This is a genomic window from Ruminococcus callidus ATCC 27760 (genome assembly GCF_000468015.1).
GTDB lineage: Bacteria > Bacillota > Clostridia > Oscillospirales > Ruminococcaceae > Ruminococcus_C > Ruminococcus_C callidus.
Genome location: NZ_KI260426.1, coordinates 9942 through 33190 on the forward strand (window position 1 = coordinate 9942; position 23249 = coordinate 33190).

Annotated in this window: 18 protein-coding genes; 1 reads left to right on the plus strand and 17 read right to left on the minus strand. The window is 54.3% G+C overall.

The window, feature by feature from the left end:
* Positions 1-162 precede the first annotated feature (162 nt).
* The 17 genes from ftsZ to RUMCAL_RS09580 form a co-directional block, all read right to left on the minus strand.
* Complete coding sequence (ftsZ, locus tag RUMCAL_RS09500) at positions 163-1353, minus strand: cell division protein FtsZ (protein WP_040647795.1); 1191 nt, start codon at positions 1351-1353, stop codon at positions 163-165.
* A 234-nt stretch (positions 1354-1587) separates the two neighbouring features.
* Positions 1588-2514 (minus strand): cell division protein FtsQ/DivIB, encoded by a 927-nt coding sequence (locus RUMCAL_RS09505; RefSeq protein ID WP_021682572.1) that lies wholly within the window; start codon positions 2512-2514, stop codon positions 1588-1590.
* A gap of 98 nt (positions 2515-2612) precedes the next feature.
* Positions 2613-3932 (minus strand): UDP-N-acetylglucosamine 1-carboxyvinyltransferase, encoded by a 1320-nt coding sequence (gene murA, locus RUMCAL_RS09510; RefSeq protein ID WP_021682573.1) that lies wholly within the window; start codon positions 3930-3932, stop codon positions 2613-2615.
* A gap of 95 nt (positions 3933-4027) precedes the next feature.
* Positions 4028-5161, minus strand: coding sequence for an undecaprenyldiphospho-muramoylpentapeptide beta-N-acetylglucosaminyltransferase (gene murG / locus RUMCAL_RS09515; RefSeq protein ID WP_021682574.1), 1134 nt, complete (start codon positions 5159-5161; stop codon positions 4028-4030).
* Positions 5158-6408, minus strand: a complete 1251-nt coding sequence (gene ftsW, locus RUMCAL_RS09520; RefSeq protein WP_021682575.1) for a putative lipid II flippase FtsW — start codon at positions 6406-6408, stop codon at positions 5158-5160. Before ftsW ends, murG begins: the two co-directional genes overlap by 4 nt.
* Positions 6409-6426: 18 nt before the next feature.
* Complete coding sequence (gene mraY, locus RUMCAL_RS09525) at positions 6427-7455, minus strand: phospho-N-acetylmuramoyl-pentapeptide-transferase (protein ID WP_021682576.1); 1029 nt, start codon at positions 7453-7455, stop codon at positions 6427-6429.
* Positions 7439-8821, minus strand: a complete 1383-nt coding sequence (locus RUMCAL_RS09530; RefSeq protein ID WP_021682577.1) for a UDP-N-acetylmuramoyl-tripeptide--D-alanyl-D-alanine ligase — start codon at positions 8819-8821, stop codon at positions 7439-7441. The genes mraY and RUMCAL_RS09530 overlap by 17 nt, the downstream gene beginning before the upstream one ends.
* A 24-nt stretch (positions 8822-8845) precedes the next feature.
* On the minus strand, positions 8846-10288 hold the full coding sequence (locus RUMCAL_RS09535) for a UDP-N-acetylmuramoyl-L-alanyl-D-glutamate--2,6-diaminopimelate ligase (RefSeq protein WP_040647780.1): 1443 nt from the start codon (positions 10286-10288) through the stop codon (positions 8846-8848).
* Between the two features lie 48 nt (positions 10289-10336).
* Positions 10337-12823, minus strand: coding sequence for a penicillin-binding transpeptidase domain-containing protein (locus tag RUMCAL_RS09540; RefSeq protein WP_084194399.1), 2487 nt, complete (start codon positions 12821-12823; stop codon positions 10337-10339).
* 151 nt (positions 12824-12974) lie between these two features.
* Positions 12975-13439, minus strand: a complete 465-nt coding sequence (locus RUMCAL_RS09545; protein ID WP_021682580.1) for a hypothetical protein — start codon at positions 13437-13439, stop codon at positions 12975-12977.
* A gap of 3 nt (positions 13440-13442) precedes the next feature.
* Entirely contained in the window at positions 13443-14369 is a 927-nt protein-coding gene (gene rsmH / locus RUMCAL_RS09550) for a 16S rRNA (cytosine(1402)-N(4))-methyltransferase RsmH (RefSeq protein WP_021682581.1), read from the minus strand.
* Positions 14370-14378: 9 nt separating this feature from the next.
* Positions 14379-14861: a division/cell wall cluster transcriptional repressor MraZ gene (gene mraZ, locus RUMCAL_RS09555; RefSeq protein ID WP_242823505.1), complete on the minus strand. Its 483-nt coding sequence runs from the start codon at positions 14859-14861 to the stop codon at positions 14379-14381.
* Positions 14862-15056: 195 nt separating this feature from the next.
* Positions 15057-16256, minus strand: coding sequence for an elongation factor Tu (gene tuf, locus RUMCAL_RS09560; protein ID WP_021682583.1), 1200 nt, complete (start codon positions 16254-16256; stop codon positions 15057-15059).
* Positions 16257-16389: 133 nt separating this feature from the next.
* The gene (gene fusA / locus RUMCAL_RS09565) at positions 16390-18465 is read right to left on the minus strand and encodes an elongation factor G (RefSeq protein WP_021682584.1); all 2076 of its coding nucleotides are present in this window, start codon (positions 18463-18465) and stop codon (positions 16390-16392) included.
* A 33-nt stretch (positions 18466-18498) separates the two neighbouring features.
* Positions 18499-18969 (minus strand): 30S ribosomal protein S7, encoded by a 471-nt coding sequence (rpsG, locus tag RUMCAL_RS09570; protein WP_021682585.1) that lies wholly within the window; start codon positions 18967-18969, stop codon positions 18499-18501.
* A gap of 228 nt (positions 18970-19197) precedes the next feature.
* Complete coding sequence (gene rpsL / locus RUMCAL_RS09575; RefSeq protein ID WP_021682586.1) at positions 19198-19620, minus strand: 30S ribosomal protein S12; 423 nt, start codon at positions 19618-19620, stop codon at positions 19198-19200.
* A 441-nt stretch (positions 19621-20061) separates the two neighbouring features.
* The gene (locus RUMCAL_RS09580; protein ID WP_021682588.1) at positions 20062-21684 is read right to left on the minus strand and encodes an oligosaccharide flippase family protein; all 1623 of its coding nucleotides are present in this window, start codon (positions 21682-21684) and stop codon (positions 20062-20064) included.
* Between the two features lie 338 nt (positions 21685-22022).
* On the opposite strand from RUMCAL_RS09580, the gene RUMCAL_RS09585 reads away from it, so the two are divergent.
* Complete coding sequence (locus tag RUMCAL_RS09585; RefSeq protein ID WP_021682590.1) at positions 22023-23219, plus strand: aminotransferase-like domain-containing protein; 1197 nt, start codon at positions 22023-22025, stop codon at positions 23217-23219.
* The last annotated feature ends 30 nt before the right edge of the window (positions 23220-23249 follow it).

Here is a 23249-nt window from a genome sequence, read left to right on the forward strand (position 1 = left end):
ACGAAAAATTTGACGACGCATCTGTCGCACAATCCTTGTGCGGTATTGCCCTTACAATCAACGCCCCGAAAGGTCACTGCTTTTCGGGGCGTTTTTGACAAAGCCAAAAAATCCCCGCTGCTTTTCCACAGCGGGGATTTTGTAAATCGTATCCAGTTGTGCTTAGCGGCGATCCAGAATGTTGAAGATTGCCATCAGGTCGTCATCTACCGGCTTGGACTGCTGCTGCGGTGCTTCCTGCTTCGGAGCAGCTGCCGGCTGTGCCGGTGCCGGATTCGGTGTGCTGCCGCTGACTTTAACGTCATCTACCAGCGGGTTATCTACCGGAATCGGTTCTTCTGCCGGAGCAGCTTCTTCCTCCGGTGCTTCTTCCTCTTCCGGAGCGTCCGGATCTACCATATCGAAACCAGCCGCAATTACAGTAATCACCATTTCGTCCTGCATGTCTTCCTTGAATGCCGTACCGAAAATGAATTCCACATCTTCTGCTGCCTTGTCGGTAATCATCTTGGTGGCAACATCTACGTCGGTAGACATAATGTCCTCGCTCATTGCGATGTTGATCAACAGACGCTTTGCACCGGCAATCGAAGTTTCCAGCAGCGGACTTGCGATAACAGCGTTGGCAGCTTCCTTTGCCTTGTCCTTGCCGGAGCCGTGACCGATTGCCATGTGGGCATAGCCGGCACCCTTCATAATGGTGGAAACGTCTGCGAAGTCCAGATTGATGTAGCCTTCTTCTACGATCAGATCGGAAATGCTCTTGACACCAGTCTTCAGCACGTCATCTGCCAGTGCGAAGGATTCCCGCATGGTCAGGGGCTTGTCCAAACCTTCCAGCAGCTTTTCGTTCGGGATCACGATCAGGGAATCCACATACTTCCGCAGTTCTGCGATACCTCTTTCTGCCTGTAACATCTTCTGTTCCCGTTCAAACGCAAACGGCTTTGTGACAACTGCGACAGTCAGAATGCCGGCTTCCTGTGCCAGACGTGCAACGACCGGAGCCGCACCGGTACCGGTACCGCCGCCCATGCCGGCAGTGATGAATACCATGTCAGCACCTTTCAGAGCTGCTTCGATCTCGTCTTTGTTTTCCTCTGCACTTTTCTGTCCGACTTCCGGCTTGTTGCCGGCACCGCGGCCTCTGGTGAGTTTCGAACCGATCTGGATCTTGGTGGTTGCCTTGGAATTATTCAATGCTTTTGCGTCAGTATTGACTGCAATATACTCGATGTCATGCACATCAGAAGATGCCATGCAGTTCAGGGCGTTGCCGCCGCCGCCGCCGACACCGATCACCTTGATATTTACATCGGGATCAAACGCATCTTCATAGATAAAATCAGTCATCTCAACATTTCCTCCTACAAGAACTTCTGTGGTACGCTGTATATTTTCCGCATCGTCCGTCTTCCGCACATACGGATACCTTCTTTAGAAATACACTTATTATTTTAACACATTTCCGAAAGCATTGCAAGCTTTTTTTTGAAATAAATCGGGTTTTTCCCTTTCCCACAAGATTTTAAGGGAAAATCCGCCTGAATTTCACAATTTCATACAGATTCTGCAAGAACATTTTCGTTACTGCCAGCCTGCCGCTGTTGTTGTGGTTTCTGTCTGGGTTTCTGTGGTAACGAGATTGCCGTATTCGTCGGTTTCCGTCACAGGATTTCCGTATTCGTCCGTTGCAGTGGTTTGCAGCGGTGCCGTGGTCTGCTGTTCCACCGCCTCCTTGTCCCGATAAGAACACTGGTGGTCGCCCACCATAGAGAGATAGCCCACCTTGTCGGGGGACAGCTGCCCCAGCACAGTTTCCGCCAGCGTGATCTTATAGTCCATATCGCTCCAGTTTCCCAACTGAAAGGACACTCTGCCGTCAAAGATCAGGTTGATGTTGTATTTATCTGCGAGGTCGATGGAAGTCACCGGACAATCCAGCCCCTTGGCGATCCGTTCGGACAGGGACTGAAAGATCTTGTCCTTCTGGCTGTCCCGCGATGTCAGCGTTTTCCCCGGCTCCCGCACGGAAGCTTCGAAGCCGGTGATCGTCGGCAGGGACGGATCACTGTCCGGACCGCTGACCAGAATTTTTCCGGCGGCACTGACTTGCAGCGTACCGCTGGAATCCGTCACATTAAACGCCGCCTTGCTGGGTTCAATGGTGATGACCAGCCGGTCGGGGAAGTCCTTCTGGATCGAAACGCTGTCCACAAAGATCAGCCGGCTCAGAATGTTTTCCTTGACCGTTTCGCGGTTCAGCCGCATCATATTGTCACCGGTATGTACACCGGAAGCCTTTACCACGTCGTTTTTTTGATACGGCTGGTCGGCATCTCCGGCAACGACGATCTGCTCAATATTAAAGAACACTGTCATCGACAGCGACACACCCACACCAATCACCAGAATTGCCACCAGCAGCCCGTACAGCGGTCGGAACCGATTCCGGCGGCGGCGGCGTTTCGAACTGGTCTGGCTCTGGATCTCTGTTTTTTCCACGTCCTGCATGACTTCTGCTCCTCACTTCTTTTCTATGGAAACACTGCATAAAGCCCGCCTGACGGCTTTGCACGCAATCTGCAAGCAGATTGCGTGCAAAGCTTTATTCAGTGTTTCCCTATCCGACACGTTTTGGTGTCTGTTCTGCCGGCGGATTCCGATACAGGGGCAGTTTCCACGCGGGAAATTTTTGCCCCAACGCCCTGCAATGCCTGCTCGATTGCCTCATATCCGCGGTCAATGTGTGCGATCTGCCGCACCTCTGTTTTCCCCTGTGCTCCCAGCCCCGCCAGCACCATGGCGGCTCCGCCCCGCAGATCGGTGGCGGCAACGGAAGCACCGCTAAGAGAACGCACACCGGTGACTACGGCAATTCTGCCGGACACGCGAATTTTCGCCCCCATTTTCACGAGAGCGTCCACATGACGATAGCGGTTCTCGAAGATGTTTTCTTCCAGCACGCTGACACCGTCCGCCAGACTCAGCATTGCCATGAAGATCGCCTGTGCATCGGTGGGAAAACCGGGGTGAGGCATGGTACGGAGAAACGGCACCGCCCGCAGCCGCCGCGGTGCCAGCAGGTGCAGCCGATCCGGCTCCGGAAATACCCGACAGCCGGTCTGTTCCAGCACAGGGAGCATATTCTCCATGGGCTGGGTGCTGACACCACGCAGGCACAGCGTCCCGCCGGTAATTGCCGCCGCCCCCAGATAGGTCACGCCGGCAATGCGGTCGGGCATGATCGTGTGACGGCTGCCCCGCAGCTTCCGGACACCGGAGATCACAATGGTGCTTTCGCCGTCGCCGGAGATGTCTGCCCCGCAGCCCCGCAGAAATGCCGCCAGATCGCAGATCTCCGGTTCTCTTGCCGCATTGTGCAGCACCGTTCTGCCCTCTGCCAGCACCGCCGCCAGCATGACATTTTCCGTAGCTCCCACCGAGGGGAACGGCAGGTGTATGCCTGCTCCGTGCAGTCCCTCCGGTGCGGTGCAGTCCAGCTGTCCCCCATGTACAGAAAAATGTGCACCCATTTGCCGCAGAGCATCTAAGTGCATATCAATGGGACGGGGACCCAACTCACAGCCGCCGGGATAGGAAAGATGACAGCTGCCGGAGCGTCCCAGCACAGCCCCCAGAAAAATGATCGAAGACCGCATCTCCTGCATCAGCACTTCGGGGATCGTATCCGCACACAAGTCCCGCACCTGTACTGTCACGGTATGTTCCTGCACGGTACACCGGCAGCCCAGGTGTGTCAGGATCCGGCATGCCGCAAACACATCTGTCAGGCGGGGACAATTTTCCAGAACCGTTTCGCCGTCACAGAGCAGCGTTCCCGCCAGAATGGGCAGGGCACTGTTTTTTGCCCCATGGAGAAAAATTTCTCCCTCCAGCGGTTTGCCGCCCTCAATCACCAGTTTTTGCAAACTGCATCACCTCTTTTTATTTTCAGTGTATGCAGTTTCGACAGAATTGGTGAAATGTGCAGGCAGGTGGGCTTTCTACAGTATTTCCCGCGGTCTTATTTGGATTTTGCTTTCTGATACAGCTGGGCGACCACGTTCCAGATACGGTTGTCCGTGTCTGCAATTTCCAGCGACTTCGCCTTGTGCCCCATTTCCGTCAGGCGTTCCCGATCGGCATAGAGCTGTTCCACTTCTGCAATGATGCGTTCCGGCGAAGCGTCTTTCTGTTCAATGACCACAGCCGCACCGGCATCGCCCAGCACGTTGGCGTTGTGCAGCTGGTGATTGCCGGTGACGATGGGGGACGGGATCAGAATGGAACCCCGTCCGGCAGCCTCCAGTTCCGCCAGCGTGGACGCACCGGAACGGCAGATGACCAGATCTGCCGCCGCCAGACAAACGTCCATGTCATTGATGTATTCCGTGATTCGCAGACGGTCGCCTTTCAGCGGAATGCCTGCCGCAGCCATTGCCTTGGGGAAGGTTTCCTTTCCCATGCCGCCGTAGCCGTGAATGTGGTTGATCGACAGCCCCTTCTGCACGTGCCACGGAATCACCTTTGCCATCGCTTCGTTGATGCAGCCTGCTCCCAGACTGCCGCCGAACGAGAGAATGCACATGCCGTCATCAAAGCCCAGCTGCTTCCGTGCTGCGGCTCTGTCCATGCCGGAAATGCCGCCACGCACCGGCAGACCGGTGACGGTATACGGACAGTTCAGGTGGAAGAATTCCAACGCCTTTTCCACAGTCAGCATCACGTGGTCTACTTCCTTTGCCAGCATCTTGTTGGTGACACCGGGGAATGCGTTCTGCTCGTGAATGGCACAGGGAATCCCCATGCGGGCTGCGGCGTGGAGGATCGGCCCTGCCACATAGCCGCCGGTGCCAATGGCAATGTCCGGCTGGAACTGCTTCAGGATCTGCTTGGCACGGTGCTGCGAAGTTGCCAGATAGTACACCGCCTTACAGTTCCGGCGAATATTTTTCAGCGTCAGCTTCCGCTGAAAGCCTGCCACATGCATGGTTTCCATCGGATACCCCGCCGCCGGCACCAGACGTGCCTCCATGCCGTTGGGCGTTCCCACAAACAGGAACTCTGCGGACGGGTCATGTTTTTTGATGATCGAGGCAATGGCAAGTGCTGGATTGATATGACCGCCAGTGCCGCCTCCTGCTAATAATACTTTCACACGTTACCTCCCTGCAGTTGTACTTCTGCCTGTGGTGCTCTCTCCGCCGCCGGTGCCCGCTGGGGCGACTGATACCGTACACGGGAGATGTTCAGGACAATGCCCATTTCCGCCAGCTGTAGAATCAACGCCGTACCGCCGTAGCTGAAAAAGGGCAGACTGATGCCCGTATTGGGAATCAGGTTGCTGACAACCGCAATGTTGAAAAATGCCTGTAGTCCGATATGAGATGTCAGACCAATTGCCATTAACATGCCGAACTTATCCTTGGCACGCATAGCAATATAGAATCCGCGAATGACCAGCAGGGTAAACAGCAGCACCACTGTGAGTGCTCCCACCAGCCCCAGTTCCTCGCAGACGATAGAGAATACAAAGTCGTTTTTGGTTTCCGGCAGGTACAGATACTTCTGGCGGGATTCCCCCAGTCCCAGACCGAACAGTCCGCCGGAGCCGATGGCGATCAGGGACTGACAGGTCTGCCATGTATTGCCCTGACTGTCTGCAAACGGATCTACCCATGACTGGATACGCTTCTGAATGTAGTCGTAGTTGCGGGACATGATCGAAACCACCAGCAGGGCACCCGCCGCACCGATAATGCCGATCAGCAGAAACTGCTTGAGATTGACACCGCCTACAAAAATCAGAATGATACAAGTCATGACGATCAGAGCCGTTGCAGAGATGTGCGGTTCCTTGATGAGCAGTGCCGCAGGTACCAGCAGTGCCAGCAGCATCGGCAGCATGCCCCGCAGGAAATACCGCATATTGTCATAGTTCTTGGTGATGACATAGGAGTAGAAGATCACCATGCCGATCTTCATGGTTTCCGAAGGCTGAAAGTTGAAACTGCCAATGGCGATCCAGCGGGTCGCACCGCCGTCAGTAACGCCGATTCCCGGAATAAACACCATGACCAGCAGGATCAGCGGCAGCACATAAGCACCGATCGCGATCAGTTTTTTCTGAAAGAAATGATAGTCCACCATGCACAAAAACAGCATCAGCACCAGACCCAGTCCGGCATTTTTCATCTGGCTGACGGCATAGTAAGAACCCTCTTTTCCCTCGGCAATTGCCCACGCATAGCTGGCGGAGAACATCATGACAATGCCCATGACCAGCAGTGCAATGACAATGAGGAAAAACGGCAGATCGACTTCCCCGTACTGTACCCCACGCCTCCAGAAAAGCTGCATATCCCCCAGTCTGCGTTTTTTTCCGGCAGTTTCTTTTTCCGCCATATAGAACCTCCTTCTGCCTTACAGCAGTACCAGCAGCAGTCCGCACAGTCCGGTAACTGCACCGAACAGCGAAAATGTGATCACAATTTTATACTCACTGAATCCGCTCATCTCAAAGTGGTGGTGGATCGGTGTCATCTTGAAGATGCGGCGGCCTTCGCCGTACTTCTTCTTGGTATACTTGAAATAAGTCACCTGGATCATAACGGACAGTGCTTCCAGAATGTACACCAGAGCCACCAGAATCATGCTCAGGTGCTGGTGGCTTGCCAGTCCGATAGCTGCCACAGAGGCACCCAGATACATCGAGCCGGTGTCCCCCATGAAGCACTTCGCCGGGTGCAGGTTCCACACCAGAAAGCCCAGACAGCCGCCTGCCAGTGCCATGGTAAACAGGGTGTAGCAGCCCATTTGCAGCTTGCTGCAAATCAGGGTAAAGATCAGCATTGCCACCAGTGTCACCGTGCCGCACAGACCGTCCACGCCGTCAGTCAGGTTCACCGCATTGGTCAGGTACAGAATTACCAGCACCATCAGCGGATAGTAGAACCACGAGATGTTGAACCGGACAAAGCCCAGATCAATGTGGGTGTCCCGATCGCCCAGCCAGTACATTGCCGCCAGCCACAGCACTGCTGCCACTACTTGCAGTACGATCTTCTGCATAGGCTTCAGCCCCTCGTTCTGCTTCTTGGCAACCTTTGCGAAGTCGTCGATAAAACCGATCACGCCGAACAGCAGACAGAAGATCATGCAGCTCAACAGCCGCAGTGCCTCCCGATTACTGAATGTGGAAACGAAATCGGTGGTGCCGAAAAAACGGTACAGGGCATAGCCCACCGCGGTGGCAATGATGCTGCCGAAAATGAACAGCAGTCCGCCCATCGTAGGCGTACCCTGCTTGTTGGCGTGCCAGCTGGGACCGAAGTCCACCTTAATGGGCTGCCCGAATTTCAGCTTGTGCAGCCACGGCAATAGTGCTTTTCCTCCGAGGGCTGCCACGACAAACGCCAGCAGTCCCACCAATATGTTAATCCAGAACGGCATGATCTGCGTCCTCCTCCTGCTCAAAAATCACATCGATACAATCCTCCAGGTGCATGCCGCGGCTTGCCTTGAACAAGATCACATCATTGGGACGGAGATACTGCCGGATCACGCGGCAGAGTTCCCGTTTGTCCTCGGTGTGATACACGGCAACTTCCTGCATTGCGGCACGCTGTGCCAGATAAAAAGATTCTTTCCCATAGCAGAACAGAGCGTCCACTTCACTTTCTGCTGCCATATCGCCTACCAGTGTGTGCAGCTGGCGGGACATTTCGCCCAGTTCCAGCATATCCCCCAGCACGGCGATTCGTCTGCCCTTGCACGGCAGATCCCGCAGCACGGTCAGAGCCGCTTTCATGGAATCAGGGCTGGCATTATAACAGTCTGCAATAATGGTATATGCACCCCGCCGGTAAATATTCTGCCGCAGTCCTACGGTGTGATACTGCTCCAGAGCCTTGCAGATCTGTTCCGGTGCAATGCCTGCCAGCCGTCCCACGCAGAACGCCGCAAGGGCATTCATTACGTTGTGGTCGCCGGCACAGGGCAGTTCCACCGGATAGGTGCTGCCGTCCTGTGCCAGAATGGAAAAGCTGGTGGACTGTGCCTTTCGCTCCACGTCTGCCGCACGGACATCCGCCTTTTCGCTGTGCATGCCGTAGGTGATGACCGGACGGGAGAGTTCCCGCTTCAGCGGTGCCAGCAGCGGATCATCGCCGTTGACCACCAGCGGAGCATCTGCCGCCATGCCGTCCTGGATCTCCAGCTTTGCCTGCCGGATCCCCTCCTGTGTCTTGAGGTTTTCGATGTGGGAATAGCCGATGTTGGTAATGACACCAATGCTGGGTTCAGCTGTCCGTGCCATGCGGCTGATCTCGCCGAAGTGGGACATGCCCATTTCAATGACTGCCGCCTGATGACAGTCCTCCAGCCCCAGCAGTGTTTTCGGCTGTCCGATCTCGTTGTTCAGATTGCCCTGTGTTTTCAGGGTGCAGAACTGGGATTCCAGTACGCAGGCGATCATTTCCTTGGTGGTCGTCTTTCCCACGCTGCCGGTGATGCCCACCAGAATCGGGTGAAATTTCTCCCGATAGAACCGTGCGATCTGCTGCAGTGCCCGACCGGTGTCTTTCACCACCAGACAGGGACAGTCCCCCACCTGCCGATCTGTGACGGCTGCCACGGCTCCCGCCGCGATCGCCTGTTCCACAAAAGCGTGGCCGTCAAATTTTTCCCCACGCAGTGCCACGAACAGACAGCCTGCCGGCAGGTCACGGGTGTCTGTGCTGACACAGGTGATCTCTGCTTCTACCGGCACAGCACAGTGCAGCACCGCTTCCAACTCTGACAATTTCCAAGGTTTCATGTACAATATATCCCCCAGTCCTATTTATCGCTTCGGTACCAGCGGCAGGCATTCCCGCACGATTTCCCGTTCGTCCATATGAATATGTACGCCGCCTTTCAGCACCTGATAATCCTCATGGCCTTTTCCGGCAAGCACAATGACATCTTCCGGCTGTGCCAGCTGCATGCTCCGCAGAATGGCTTCCTTTCGGTCTGTTACGACTTCATAGGGCACATCGCTGTCAGTGAGTCCGGCGAGAATGTCGGCAATGATCGCCTCCGGCTCCTCATCTCTGGGGTTGTCGGAAGTGACCACCAGAAAATCAGCATACTTCGCCGCAGCCTTTGCCATTTTCGGACGCTTTGTGGCATCGCGGTTGCCGCCGCAGCCGAACAGACAGATCAGTCTGCCTTTGGTGTATTCCTTGACACTGCGGAGAATATTTTCCACAGCGTCCGGCGTGTGGGCATAGTCGCAAATCACGGTGAAGTCCCGTCCGGTGGGGATCACTTCGCAGCGGCCCCGCACACCGGTGCAGGTTTCCAGAGCCTTGCGGACATCGTCCACCGACATGCCCACGGCACAGCATGCAGCCACCGCTGCCAGTGCATTGGACACGTTGAACATGCCGGTCAGGTGCAGGTCTACCGGATAAGACTTTCCGCCGCAGCACAGCCAGAAGCTGGTGCCGTCTGCCCGCAGCTTAATGGCATCGGCGTAGAAATCTGCCTGATTGCTGCTGCCGTAGGCGATTTTCGGGCAGGTCACTTCGCTGTACAGCCGCTTGCCGTAGTCATCGTCTGTATCGATCACTGCCGTATCGCACCGGCTGAACAGCAGTTTCTTTGCCTGATAATAATTTTCCATGGTGCCATGATAGTCCAGGTGATCCTGCGTCAGGTTGGTAAACACCGCCGCCGCGAAATGGGTTTCGCCGATCCGCTGCTGCACCAGCCCGAAAGAAGAAACCTCCATGACCACATCATCACAGCCAGCCTCTGCCATTTTTGCATACAGAGCCATCAGGTCGTAGACAAACGGCGTGGTGTTGTCGGTGTGGACGATCTCGTCCCCGATCTCGTTCTGAATGGTACCGATCAGCCCCACTTTTCTGCCGTTTTCCGTGAGAATATGCTTGATGAGATTGGTGATCGTGGTCTTGCCGTTGGTACCGGTGACACCAATGAAACGCATTTTCCGTTCCGGATGCCCGAACCATGCGGCACAGAGTTTTCCGTACAGGGCACGGGTGTCCTCGGTGAGGATCTGCCGGTCGCCCAGTCCCAGATCATGATCTACCAGAACCGCCGCGGCTCCCTTTTCCAGAGCCTCCGCTGCGGCAGTGTGTCCGTCAAAGCGTTCACCCCGAATGCAGGCGAACACCATGCCGGACTGCACCTTTCTGGAATCGTCCGTCAGTCCGGTGATCTCCAGATTCTCCAGACTGGTTTTCGCATTGTCTTCCAAAAGCGTATACAATTGCATTTCTCTCATCCTTTCTGTGCAGTATTGCCTCAAATTACCTCTATAGGATCAGTCCGTTGCCTCACCGGCGGACAGTGTCAAAGTCACTGACGAACCACGCTGGATCTGGGTGCCTTCCGGTACAGACTGGCTCTTGACCAGTGCACCCTCGCTGCTGGCAGAAGCTCCCACCAGAGCGTAGTTCAAGCCATAGTATGCCATGGTTTCATTCGCCTGTGAAGCCGTCATGCCCACCAGATTCGGTACGGAAACCAGATCCGGCGTTGCATTCTGCTCGGTATACAGCAGCACCTTACCGCCCTTGACTACGCTGGTGCCGGTCGTCGGGGACTGGGAAACCACAGAGGAACCGCTGCCGACAACTTCATATGTCAGCCCCAGCTGTTCCAGTGTGGATTTCGCCGTATCCAGCGTTGCATCTTGCAGCAGCGGAACACTGACGTTCATTTCCTTGGCTTCCTCGTCAGTATACTCCGGATAGAAGCCCATGTACGGAAGAATTTCTTCCATGATCTCCTGTGCATAGGGCGTTACGACCTTGGAACCGTAGTAGCCGATTTCCGGATTCGGATAGTCCGCCTGAATCAGCATAATGAGTTCCGGATCTTCCGCCGGTGCAAAGCAGCAGTACGATGCCACATAGTCATCTTCGATGTCTCTGGTGGCACGAATTTCCGCTGTACCGGACTTACCGCCGATGCGATAGCCCTGAATATAAGCATTGTGAGAGGGATTGGAGGAAACGACTGCCTCCAGCTGTTCCCGCATGGTCTGAGAGGTTTCTTCCGAAACGATCTGCCGCTTCACCGTTCTGGCATTTTGCAGCACGGTATTGCCGCTGCTGTCTATTACATGGTCTACCACATACGGTTCAACCACATAGCCGCCGTTGATCGCCGCAGAGTACGCGGTAATCAGTTCCAATGCCGTGGTTTCGTTGGTCTGTCCGTATGCACCGGAAGCCAGATCGACCTGTGTCATTTTATCCTCAGGCACGACCACGCTGGAAACCTCGCCCGGCAGATCGATGCCGGTCTTTTCCGTCAGACCGAAGCCCTGCAAGTAATAGCTGAACTTCTGCACGCCCAGCCGCAGACCAATTTCCATAAAGGCAGGGTTGCAGGAATTGGTCAGTGCCTGTGTGAACGTCTGCGAGCCGTGACCGGAACGCAGCGAGCAGCCGATTTTCGCGTCCTGTACCTGCAAATAGCCGGAGCAGAAGAACGTGTCGCTGTTCAGATCGATCAGGTTTTCCTCAAACGCCGATGCCGAAGTCACAATTTTAATGGTAGAACCCGGCGGGTTGATCTCACTGATCGACTTGTTCCGCCACTGTTTTTCTCTGGCTTCCAGATACGCGTCCTGATACTCCGATTCCGGCAGTTCTTTCAGCTGTGCCGCCACAACGGGATCGTAGATCTCCGAGGGATTGTTCAGGTCGAAGGACGGGCAGGTCGCCATGGCGTAGATCGCACCGGTTTTCGGGTTCATGATGATGCCGGTGGCACGGTCGTTGACCTCGAACTTCTCCACCATTTCCGACATGCTCTTTTCCAGATAGTACTGCAAGGTGGAGTCCAGTGTCAGATACAGGGACGCACCGTCCTCCGCATCATAGGTGGTGGAATACCGGTAGGGCATTTCCTCGCCGTTGGCACTCTGTGCCGAAATGATTCTGCCGTCCACGCCGGAGAGGTAGTCGTTGTACTGGTATTCCAGACCATACTGTCCGTCGCCGTCGCCGTTGGTGAAGCCGATGACTGCGGCTGCCAGTTCATTCTGGGGATAGTACCGCCGTGTGGTCGCCTCCTCGCCGATAAAGGACAGCTTCAGTTTATCGAAATATGTGGTGATCTCGTCCGCCACATCTTTTTCCACTTGGGTTTTCAGCACGTAGTAGCGACCGCTTTTGGTATAGGATTCCTCCAGCTCAGCCCGATCGATGCCCAGCGTTTCCACCAGAAATGTGGTGATGGACTGCTTCAGTTGATCCACGTCCACCAGATTTGCCGCTTCTTCGTTATTCTTCGCCGCAGTTTCTTCCTTTTTGGCGTTTGCCTTTTCGATTGCGTCCATTTCGTCCTGATATTGTTTGGGGTCGATGTACACGTTGTACACCGTTGCACTCCACGCCAGTGCCGTGCCGTTGGCATCATAAATGGCACCGCGGTTCGCCCGCAGGGTCATGGTACCGAAATGGTAGTTGTTCGCCAGCGTTTCGTACTTCTGGTTATCCACCACCGAAACTTTCAGCAGCTTTCCGGCAACTGCCGCACCGCAGACCACCAGAATGGTCATGCAGACCGCCGACCGGCGACGCATCACCGCAGATGCAGAACGAGGCTTTGCTTCTGTTTTCTTTTCCTTTTTTTCTTTCCGCTTTTTATGGATCATCTCCACGTGCAGCACACCTCCGTTTTCTGATACCCCGATGAACTTCTGCCGGCAGGCATTCGCCGCCGATGACATACCATTATAAATAGAATCAGGCAGGGAATCATTACCATTACCCCGCCTGTTTCCACCGCCTGCCAAGACGGGAATTTCCCATTCTGCGGCAGCAAGTCTGCCTTGCCGCAAAATCAAATCTAAGGGCAACGCTGTATAAAGCGTGTTTCCCTCATACAAAATGGGGATCGTGATTCCGCAAAAGCCGCTGTCTGCCGCCTATCTCATTGTATGGCGGTCAGCCGCGGAGATATGCTAAAATATCCTCACACTTGTGTTTGAGCCGAACGAAAATATTCTGCTCCTCCCCATCGATCTCTACGGTATCCTCTTTCTGAATCTCAATATATTGAATCTGGGACTGATCCAGTTTCTGGAGCCCCAGATGATTTTCCGCGTAATCCTTGATGTTGCGAATGGAAGCCTTGCCCTCCAGTTCCGTCTGCATCCGCACGTTTTCGCTGCGGAGGTTGCTCAGTTCCGAGTTGGCATCGGAGATGGACGAATAGACTTCGTTCAGCTGCATATAGCTGCTGATGACCTGACTGAACATCAACAGTGCCAGCACGCCGGCGATAAACACCTTAATGGCAGCACCCCGCTTTTCGGGGCTGAACCGGAACATCAAAAATCTGGTGGAAGTACTCTTTTTGCTGTCAGTTTCCGCAGGTTTTTCCGGTTGTTTTTTTGCGTTTCCTGCCATGAATCAGCGACTCCTTTCCAGAATCCGCAGTTTTGCACTACGGCTGCGGCTGTTCTGTTCCACTTCTTCCGCACTGGGTGCAATGGGCTTTCGGGAAACCAGCTTCGCCTCCGGCGTTCTGCCGCAGACACACTGGGGAAAATCCGGCGGGCAGATACAGCCCTGACACCACTGGGCAAACTGCCGCTTGACCATGCGGTCTTCCAGCGAATGGAACGTGATAACCGCCAGTCTGCCGCCCGGCTTCAGCACGGAAAATGCCGCTTTCAGCCCGTTTTCCAGATGTTCGAACTCCCCGTTTACCGCAATGCGGATCGCCTGAAACGACTTTTTACAGGGATTTTTCATGCGACGCACCTTTTGCGGCACGCCGCTTTTGATAAGCTCTGCCAGTTCCAGCGTGGTATGAATGGGCTGTTCGGCTCTGGCACGGACGATATTGCGGGCAATGCTGCGGGCAAAAGATTCCTCCCCGTAGGTATAGAGAATACGGGAAAGTTCCTCCTCCGAAGCCGTATTGACCAGATCTTCCGCCGTCATGCCGGTCTGGCTCATACGCATATCCAGGGGTGCATCGTGATGATAGGAAAAACCGCGGGACTCCTCGTCCAGCTGGTGGGAAGAAACTCCCAAATCCAGCAGCACGCCGTCCACCGGCACCTCGCCCATCTCCGTCAGCACCTCTGCCATTTCATCATAATTGTGGTGCACCACCGTTGCCGGATAAGGTGCCAGCCGCTGCGTTGCAACTTCCACAGCATCAGGGTCGCGGTCAAAACCGATCAGTTTTCCGCCTGCCGTCAGACGCTTTGCAATTTCCGTGGAATGTCCGGCTCCGCCTACGGTTCCGTCCACATAAATGCCGTCCGGACGAATTGCCAGTTCCTCCAGCACCTCATGCAGCAGCACGGGAATATGTACAAAATCCATAAGCTTCTCCTAAAATCCGATTTCTTCTAACGTTTGCAGCATTTCTCTGGGATCCCATGCGGCGTTCAGTGCTTCCCACCGAGCCCGATCCCAGATCTCTGCCTTGGTATTGGCACCAATGACCACAACATCTTTTTCCAGTCCGGCGAACTGCCGCAGATCCTGCGGAATCAGCACACGCCCCTGCTTATCCGGTGTCAGAACACCAGCTCCCGAAAAGAGCCACCGCCGAAGCTGTCCGCCCTTGGATTCCGGAATGGCAGCCACTTTTGCGGCAAGGCGTTCCCACTCCGCAGCGGAGCAGACCGTCAGACAGGGCTGATCCAGCCCCTTTGTCACATAAAATGTTGTGCCCAGAATCTCCCGCAGTTTCGTGGGGAAGTTCATGCGTCCCTTTGCGTCAATATTATGATAATATGTACCCATGAGGGAAGCCACAAACGCCGCCGCCTTTCTGCAAGAAGCTGCGGTTTTCCGTGAAAAACGTTCCACTTTCAGGGAATCTTCCCCACTTTTCACCGCTAGTTATTATTATACCGTATCTAACCCGAAATTGCAAGGCGACAGCGGCAGAAAACGAAAAAAATATGCCAGAAAAAATGTGCTTTTTTTATACACCTTGCACAAACAAAAAAGGACGAGCCGAAGCCCGTCCTCTTTCAGAGAAACCGCAAAAATGCGATTCAATTATTCGTTAATTGCTGTAACGACACCAGAACCTACGGTTCTGCCACCCTCACGGATAGCGAAACGCAGACCTTCTTCGATAGCGATCGGCTGAATCAGCTCAACGTCCATTTCAACGTTATCGCCAGGTGTGCACATTTCAACGTCTGCCGGCAGAGTGATGATACCGGTTACGTCAGTAGTTCTGAAATAGAACTGCGGTCTGTAGTTGTTGAAGAACGGTGTGTGACGGCCGCCTTCTTCCTTCTTCAGAACGTAAACCTGACCCTTGAACTTGGTGTGCGGGTGGATAGAACCCGGCTTGCACAGTACCTGACCACGTTCAACCTGGTCACGGGTGATACCACGCAGCAGTGCACCAACGTTATCGCCAGCTTCTGCGAAGTCCAGAGACTTACGGAACATTTCCAGACCGGTAACAACGGTGTTCAGCTTTTCTTCAGACAGACCAACGATTTCAACCGGTTCGTTAACGTTCAGCTTTCCGCGTTCTACACGACCGGTAACAACGGTACCACGGCCAGAAATGGTCATAGTATCTTCGATCGGCATCAGGAACGGCTTTGCATCGTCACGTTCCGGAGTCGGAATGTACTCGTCAACAGCGTCCATCAGTTCGATGATCGGCTTGTAAGCCGGATCGCTCAGATCGTCCGGAGCTTCCAGAGCAGCCAGAGCAGAACCAACGATGATCGGAGTGTCATCGCCCGGGAAGTCGTACTCGTTCAGAGTTTCACGAACGTCCATTTCAACCAGTTCCAGCAGTTCCGGATCGTCAACCTGGTCAGCCTTGTTCAGGAATACAACGATTGCCGGTACGCCTACCTGACGAGCCAGCAGGATGTGCTCCTTGGTCTGAGCCATCGGGCCGTCAGAAGCAGCAACTACCAGAATTGCACCGTCCATCTGAGCTGCACCAGTGATCATGTTCTTAACATAGTCAGCATGTCCCGGGCAGTCAACGTGAGCGTAGTGACGCTTGTCAGTTTCATACTCAACGTGAGCGGTGTTGATTGTGATACCACGTTCTCTTTCTTCCGGAGCCTTATCGATCATATCGTAAGCTTCGTACTGAGCCTGACCCTTCAGAGCCAGAGTCTTTGTGATAGCAGCAGTCAGAGTGGTCTTACCGTGGTCAACGTGACCAATGGTACCAATGTTTACATGCGGTTTGGTTCTTTCAAATTTAGCCTTTGCCATTGGAATAATCCTCCTCAATAATGAATTTTAATTCAGCGTAATGCACTTACGAGAAGTGTTACACATATTGTACCAGATTTCAAAGCAAATTGCAAGTCTTTTTTGAAAAAAACAGAGAATTTTTCAAAAAAGATTACTTCTTGCGGTCTGTCATGATCTTTTCAGCGATATTCTTCGGAACTTCCTGATAGCTGTGGGGTTCCATAGCATACTGACCACGGCCCTGTGTGTTGGAACGCAGGTCGCTGGTGTAGCCGAACATTTCAGACAGCGGCACCAGAGCGTCTACCTGTACAGAGCCCGGACGAGCTTCCTGACCCTGGATCTGTCCACGACGAGAGCTCAGGTCGCCGATAACGGTACCAGTGTAATCGTCCGGAACAGTAACGGAAACCTTCATGATCGGTTCCATCAGAATCGGCTGTGCCTGCTTCATTGCTTCCTTGAAAGCGATAGAGCCGGCGATCTTAAATGCCATTTCAGAGGAGTCGACTTCGTGATAAGATCCATCGTACAGTTCAACCTTTACGTCTACAACTTCATAGCCAGCCAGAATACCAGCCTGCATTGCACCGCGGATACCAGCGTCAACAGCCGGAATGTATTCCTTCGGAATTGCACCGCCGACAACCTTGTTGATGAACTCATAGCCCTTACCGGATTCGTTCGGAGCCACACGGATCTTAACGTGACCGTACTGACCGGAACCACCGGACTGCTTCTTGTACTTGTAGTCCACGTCGGCAGTACCCTTAATGGTTTCCTTATAGGATACCTGCGGAGCACCAACGTTTGCTTCTACCTTGAATTCGCGAAGCAGACGGTCTACGATAATGTCCAGATGCAGTTCGCCCATGCCGGCGATAATGGTCTGACCAGTTTCCTCGTCTGTCCAGGTACGGAAGGTCGGGTCTTCTTCTGCCAGCTTTGCCAGAGCGATACCCATCTTGTCCTGACCAGCCTTGGTCTTCGGCTCGATTGCCAGCTGGATAACCGGTTCCGGGAATTCCATGGATTCCAGAATAACCGGAGCCTTTTCGTCGCACAGAGTATCACCGGTGGTGGTGTTCTTCAGACCAACAACGGCAGCAATATCGCCTGCATATACAGTTTCGATATCCTTTCTGTGGTTAGAGTGCATCTGTACGATACGTCCCATACGCTCCTTGTTATCCTTGGTAGCGTTCAGGACAGTTGCACCAGCATTGACAGTACCGGAATAGACACGGAAGAAGCACAGCTTACCAACGAACGGGTCAGTTGCGATCTTGAATGCCAGAGCAGCGAACGGTTCACTGTCGGAAGAATGACGGAACACTTCCTCGCCGGTTTCCGGATCTACGCCCTTGATGGACGGTACGTCCAGCGGGGACGGCATGTAATCTACGATAGCGTCCAGCAGCTTCTGTACGCCCTTGTTACGATAAGAAGTACCGCAGGTAACCGGAACCATCTTGTTTGCGATGGTGGACTTACGGATGCATGCCTTGATCTCGTCGATGGTAATTTCTTCTTCGTTAAAGAACTTTTCCATCAGAGCGTCGTCCTGCTCTGCAACGTGTTCCATCAGTTCCTGATGATATTCTTCAGCCTTTTCCTTCAGGTCATCCGGAATTTCTTCTACGCGGATGTCCTTGCCCAGATCGTCATAGTAAACATAAGCCTTCATCTCAACCAGGTCAACGATGCCCTTGAACTCGTCCTCGGCACCGATCGGCAGCTGGATCGGAACAGCATTACACTTCAGGCGATCCTTCATCATGTTGATAACGTTGTAGAAGTCAGCACCCATGATGTCCATTTTGTTGACATAAACCATACGCGGAACCTGATACTTATCAGCCTGACGCCATACAGTTTCAGTCTGCGGTTCTACACCGCCCTTTGCACACAGTACGGTAACAGAACCGTCCAGTACACGCAGAGAACGCTCAACTTCTACAGTGAAGTCCACGTGTCCCGGAGTGTCGATGATGTTGATTCTGTGACCAGCCCAGTGAGCAGTTGTTGCAGCGGAAGTGATTGTGATACCACGTTCCTGTTCCTGTTCCATCCAGTCCATAGTTGCGGCACCCTCGTGGGTTTCACCGATCTTATGGTTGATACCGGTGTAGAACAGGATACGTTCTGTTGTTGTTGTTTTACCGGCATCGATGTGAGCCATGATACCGATATTTCTGGTTTTTTCCAGGGAACAATCTCTAGCCATAGATGATCCTCCTTATACAGCAGCACAAAGTGCTTACCAGCGGTAGTGTGCAAACGCCTTGTTTGCTTCTGCCATCTTGTGTGTATCGTCACGCTTCTTGCAGGCACCGCCGGTGTTGTTCAGTGCATCGAGAATCTCTCCTGCCAGACGCTCCTTCATGGTCTTTTCGTTCCGCAGTCTGGAATACTTGGTGATCCAACGCAGTCCCAGAGTCTGACGGCGTTCCGGACGAACTTCCATCGGAACCTGATATGTGGCACCGCCCATACGGCGAGCCTTAACTTCCAGAACAGGCATTACGTTGTCCATAGCCTCCTGGAACATTTCCAGTGCGTCCTTGCCGGTCTTTTCAGCGACAATATCAAATGCACCGTAAACAATCTTCTGGGCAACACCCTTCTTGCCGTCTACCATTACATTGTTGATAAGACGGGTTACGAGCTTGGAGTTGTAAATCGGATCCTCCAGCACGTCACGTTTTGCGATTTTACCTCTTCTTGGCATTTTCGCTTCCCTCCTTCACAATAATTCATGAATTCACAGGTACTCAATCGGGCGGAATTTCCGCCGACCGTAGGGCCAATGGAGAGGAATACGCCGGCACCCGAACTGGTGCCAATCTATATTCAAATCTCCACAGTTCCCGTGGTGATCTCAGTTTTCCTGTTACGCCGGAGCAGTTTTCACGCTGCCCCTGATTTTTGTCGGTAAGTTGCAGATCGAAAAAAGATCTTACTTCTTGCCAGCCTTCGGTCTTTTCGCACCGTACTTGGAACGAGCCTGCATTCTGTTTGCAACGCCCTGTGCGTCCAGAGTACCGCGGATGATGTGGTAACGTACACCAGGCAGGTCCTTTACACGGCCGCCGCGGATCAGAACCACGCTGTGCTCCTGCAGGTTGTGACCGATACCCGGAATGTAAGAAGTTACCTCATAACCGTTTGTCAGCTTTACTCTGGCAATCTTTCTCATAGCGGAGTTCGGCTTCTTCGGTGTAGCAGTACGAACTGCGGTGCACACGCCTCTCTTCTGCGGAGAACTCTGATCGGTAGTAATCTTCTTCTTGGCATTATAGCCCTTCTGCAGTGCCGGTGCGGTAGACTTGTACTGCTGTACCTTTCTTCCCTTCCGAACCAACTGATTAAAAGTAGGCATAATTTTCCTCCTTTGCAAAAAAATGAATTTGCCGCAGCAGACAAGTCTGCCGCATGCTTTTCTATTTTATCACATTCAGTTTGCGTTGTCAACGCTTTTACAGAATTTTTACAAAATGCAGGCTTGTCTTGCGGAAACACGGCGTACTGTGTCACGGAAATCAATTTTCATGATAGCCTCCCCTGAAAGGGGAGGGGGACCGCCGTTAGGCGGTGGAGAGGTTTTTTCGTAAAATCCTTTTATGGCGTTTTCGGCATAAGTGGAAACCCCTCAGTCAGTGCTACGCACTGCCAGCTCCCCTTTCAGGGGAGCCTCACTTGTCAAACTTCATAATTTGGCACAATTTAAATCAACATATTTTTTAAAATTAATTTCCATGGTGTTGTGTCCCCGCATTCCCCGTTTCAGAGCCAGTTGCCGCTTCACCACGCTGCCCTACTATTATATAAGAGCCTTTCGTTTCCGGCAACGCATCAGCAGTCCCCACACCGCCAGATACACCAGACAGCCCACACCGGAAGCCGCTGCCGCCGAGAGCAGCATGCCCAGCGGCTGGGCGTAGGTATGGCAGAACCACGCCGCACCGGTACAGCACGCCGCCGCTGCCGCCGGCGGGAACAGTCCCCGCAGCAAGTGCAGCCGTACTCCCAGACAGCGGTGCAGCTGCCACAGAATCAGCAGCAGCAGCACCAGATAACACGCTGATGTGGCAATACCGGCACCGGTGATGCAGAACGCCGGACGGGACAGCAGCAGCAGATTCCCCGCCAGCTTCACCGCCACCCCTGCCAGCATGCACAGCACAGGGATCCCCGCCCTGCCGATGCCCTGTAACACACTGCACAAGGGAAATGTCAGGCACAGGCAGACCATGCCGGGGAGCAGTGTCCGGAGGGCTTCTGCGGCAATGGCAGCTTCTTCCGGTCTGCCGGCGTAGAGCAGATGCATCACCGGCTCCGCCAGCACCCACAGCCCGCCTGCCGCCGGAAACGCCATCGCCGCCGCGGCTCCGGTGACAGAGCGAACATGTGCCGCTGTGCCAAGGCAGTCCTGCTTCGCCCACAGTGCCGCCGCACAGGGCAGAGCACTTTTCCCCAGCATGTTGGTGACAGAGGGCACCAGATTGAACACAGTGATCGCCATGCCGGTGAAAGAGCCGTAGACAAATGCCGGAAAATCCGGCTGGGCGGCAAATGCCCCGAATCTCTCCGCCAGTTCTGCCCCGTGGAACATCTGCACCCGTCCAAGGCAACGCATCATGGTCACCAGATCCAGCAGAGAGGTCAGGTTCGTCACCAGCGAGCCCAGTGCCACCGGAATCATTACGTAGAGCAGCCGCCGGAAAATCTGGGAAACAGGTGCCGCCGGACGGTCATCGCGGGGCAGTCGGGTATCCCGCCGCAGACCATGCAACAGGAAGTACACCCACCCCAGCACTGTAGATAGCGTGACACCCAGCACGGCTCCCGCGGCAGCCAGTGCCGAAAGCGGCACCTCCGGCGGCACCCAGCGGCAGACGACCTCCGGATTCCGGAGCACCCACATGCACAGTGCCAGTCCGAAGCCCAGCTTCGCCACCGCTTCCAGTGCCTGCGACAACGCCGTGGGGGTCATGTTCTGCAAGCCTTCCCAGTAGCCCCGTTCCACGGCAGTCAGGCAGCCGAACAGTGCCGCCGGTGCAATGGCAAGCAGAGAGAACAGGGCATGGGGCTGGGCGGCGATCTGCGTGGCAAACGGCTCCGCCAGCAGAAACATGCACAGGCTGAGCAGCAGCCCCAGTGCCCCGCAGGCAAGCCGTGCCGCATGGTGGATCCGGCGGACTTCCGACCAGTGTTCCAGAGCCGCCGCACGGGAAACCGTCTGTGCCACGGCGGCAGACAGTCCGGTGACAGACAGAGCATACACCGGCAGCAGCAGCCCGTAGGCAGTGCTGAAATACCCCATGCCGGTGCCGCCCAGCACATTGGTCAGCGGAATTTTGAAGCATGCCCCCAGCAGCTTGGCAGTCATGGCAGATGCCAGCAGCAGGGCAGAGCCTTTCCAGAACGATTGTTTTCGAAACATAGCTTTTTCTCCTGTCCTGAGAATGGAAACGCGTTGTGCAGTGCCGACTAGTATGATGTAATGGCTAAAACTATAGAAATCAGCCTCCCTTGAAAAAGGAGGGGGACCAGCGAAGCTGGTGGAGGGATTCTATCGAAACTCATTATCCAGCGTTTCCGAATTTTTTGCACCGGATAGAAAAATTTATGTTGCCGAAAACGAAAATATGTGTTATAATAGAGAGGTAATGCCGTCAGAAGCGGCATTGTCCAACAGGAGCCTGCTGTGGCTCCAAAATCCTGTGCAGCAGGCGGATACTGTATCTGACCGCAACGCTGCCCGAAAGGAAGAATGTACCCATGCAATACAAATTTGCAGAAAATGTTGACGCATTGCAGCCCTCTGCGATTCGTGAAATTCTGAAATTCACCAGCATGCCCGATGTGATCTCGTTTGCCGCCGGCAATCCTGCTCCGGAGGCGTTTCCGGTAGACACCATTCGGAAAATCTCCGCAGAACTATTCGAAAAAGACCCGATTCTGGCGTTGCAGTATAACATCACGGAGGGATACCCGAAACTCCGCGATCTGCTGAAACAGCGTATGGCTGCACAGCAGTGCTTCGATGCAGATGCAGACGACCTCATCACCACCTCCGGTGCCCAGCAGGCAAATGAGCTTTCCTGCAAAGTGCTGCTGAACCGCGGTGACACCCTGTTCTGCGAAGCCCCCAGCTTTATCGGCTCCCTGAACGCATTCCGTTCCTACGGTGTCGATCTGGTGGGCATTCCCATGGAACAGGACGGCATGGACTTGGCAGCAATGGAAGAAGCCGTCAAGGCAAGCAAGAGCCCGAAGCTGGTCTATGTCATTCCCAATTTCCAGAACCCCACCGGCAGAGTGATGTCGCTGGAAAAGCGAAAGGGGCTGTACGAGCTGGCATGCAAGTACGACTTCATCATTCTGGAGGACAACCCCTACGGTGACCTCCGCTTCGCCGGCAACGACGTGCCCTCCATTAAGAGCATGGACACCGAACATCGCGTGATCTACTCCGGCACCTTCTCCAAGATTCTGGCTCCGGGACTGCGTGTGGGCTATGTCAGTGCCCCCAAGGAGATCATCGCCAAGATCACCGTCTGCAAGCAGGTTGCCGATGTGCACACCAACATCTGGGCACAGGCAGTGTGTGCGGAATTTCTGGAACGGACGGACATGGACACCTATCTGAAAAAACTGCGTGCGGTATACCGCCGGAAGTGCAACCTCATGGCAGACGGCATTCGCCGTCACTTCTCCAGCAAGGTACAGTGGGAAATGCCGCAGGGCGGTCTGTTCCTGTGGTGCACCCTGCCGGACGACTGCGACATGCCGGCGTTCTGCACCAAGGCAGTGCAGGAGTACTCCATTGCCGTTGTCCCCGGAAACGCCTTTCTGGTGGACGAAACCGCCCCGACCACGTCGTTCCGCCTGAACTTCTCCACGCCGTCTGATGAACAGATCGTCAAGGGCATCGAGATCCTGGGCGGCATGACCAAGAAGATCCTGGGAGCATAAAGGCAATACCGCACAAAGATTGTGCGACAG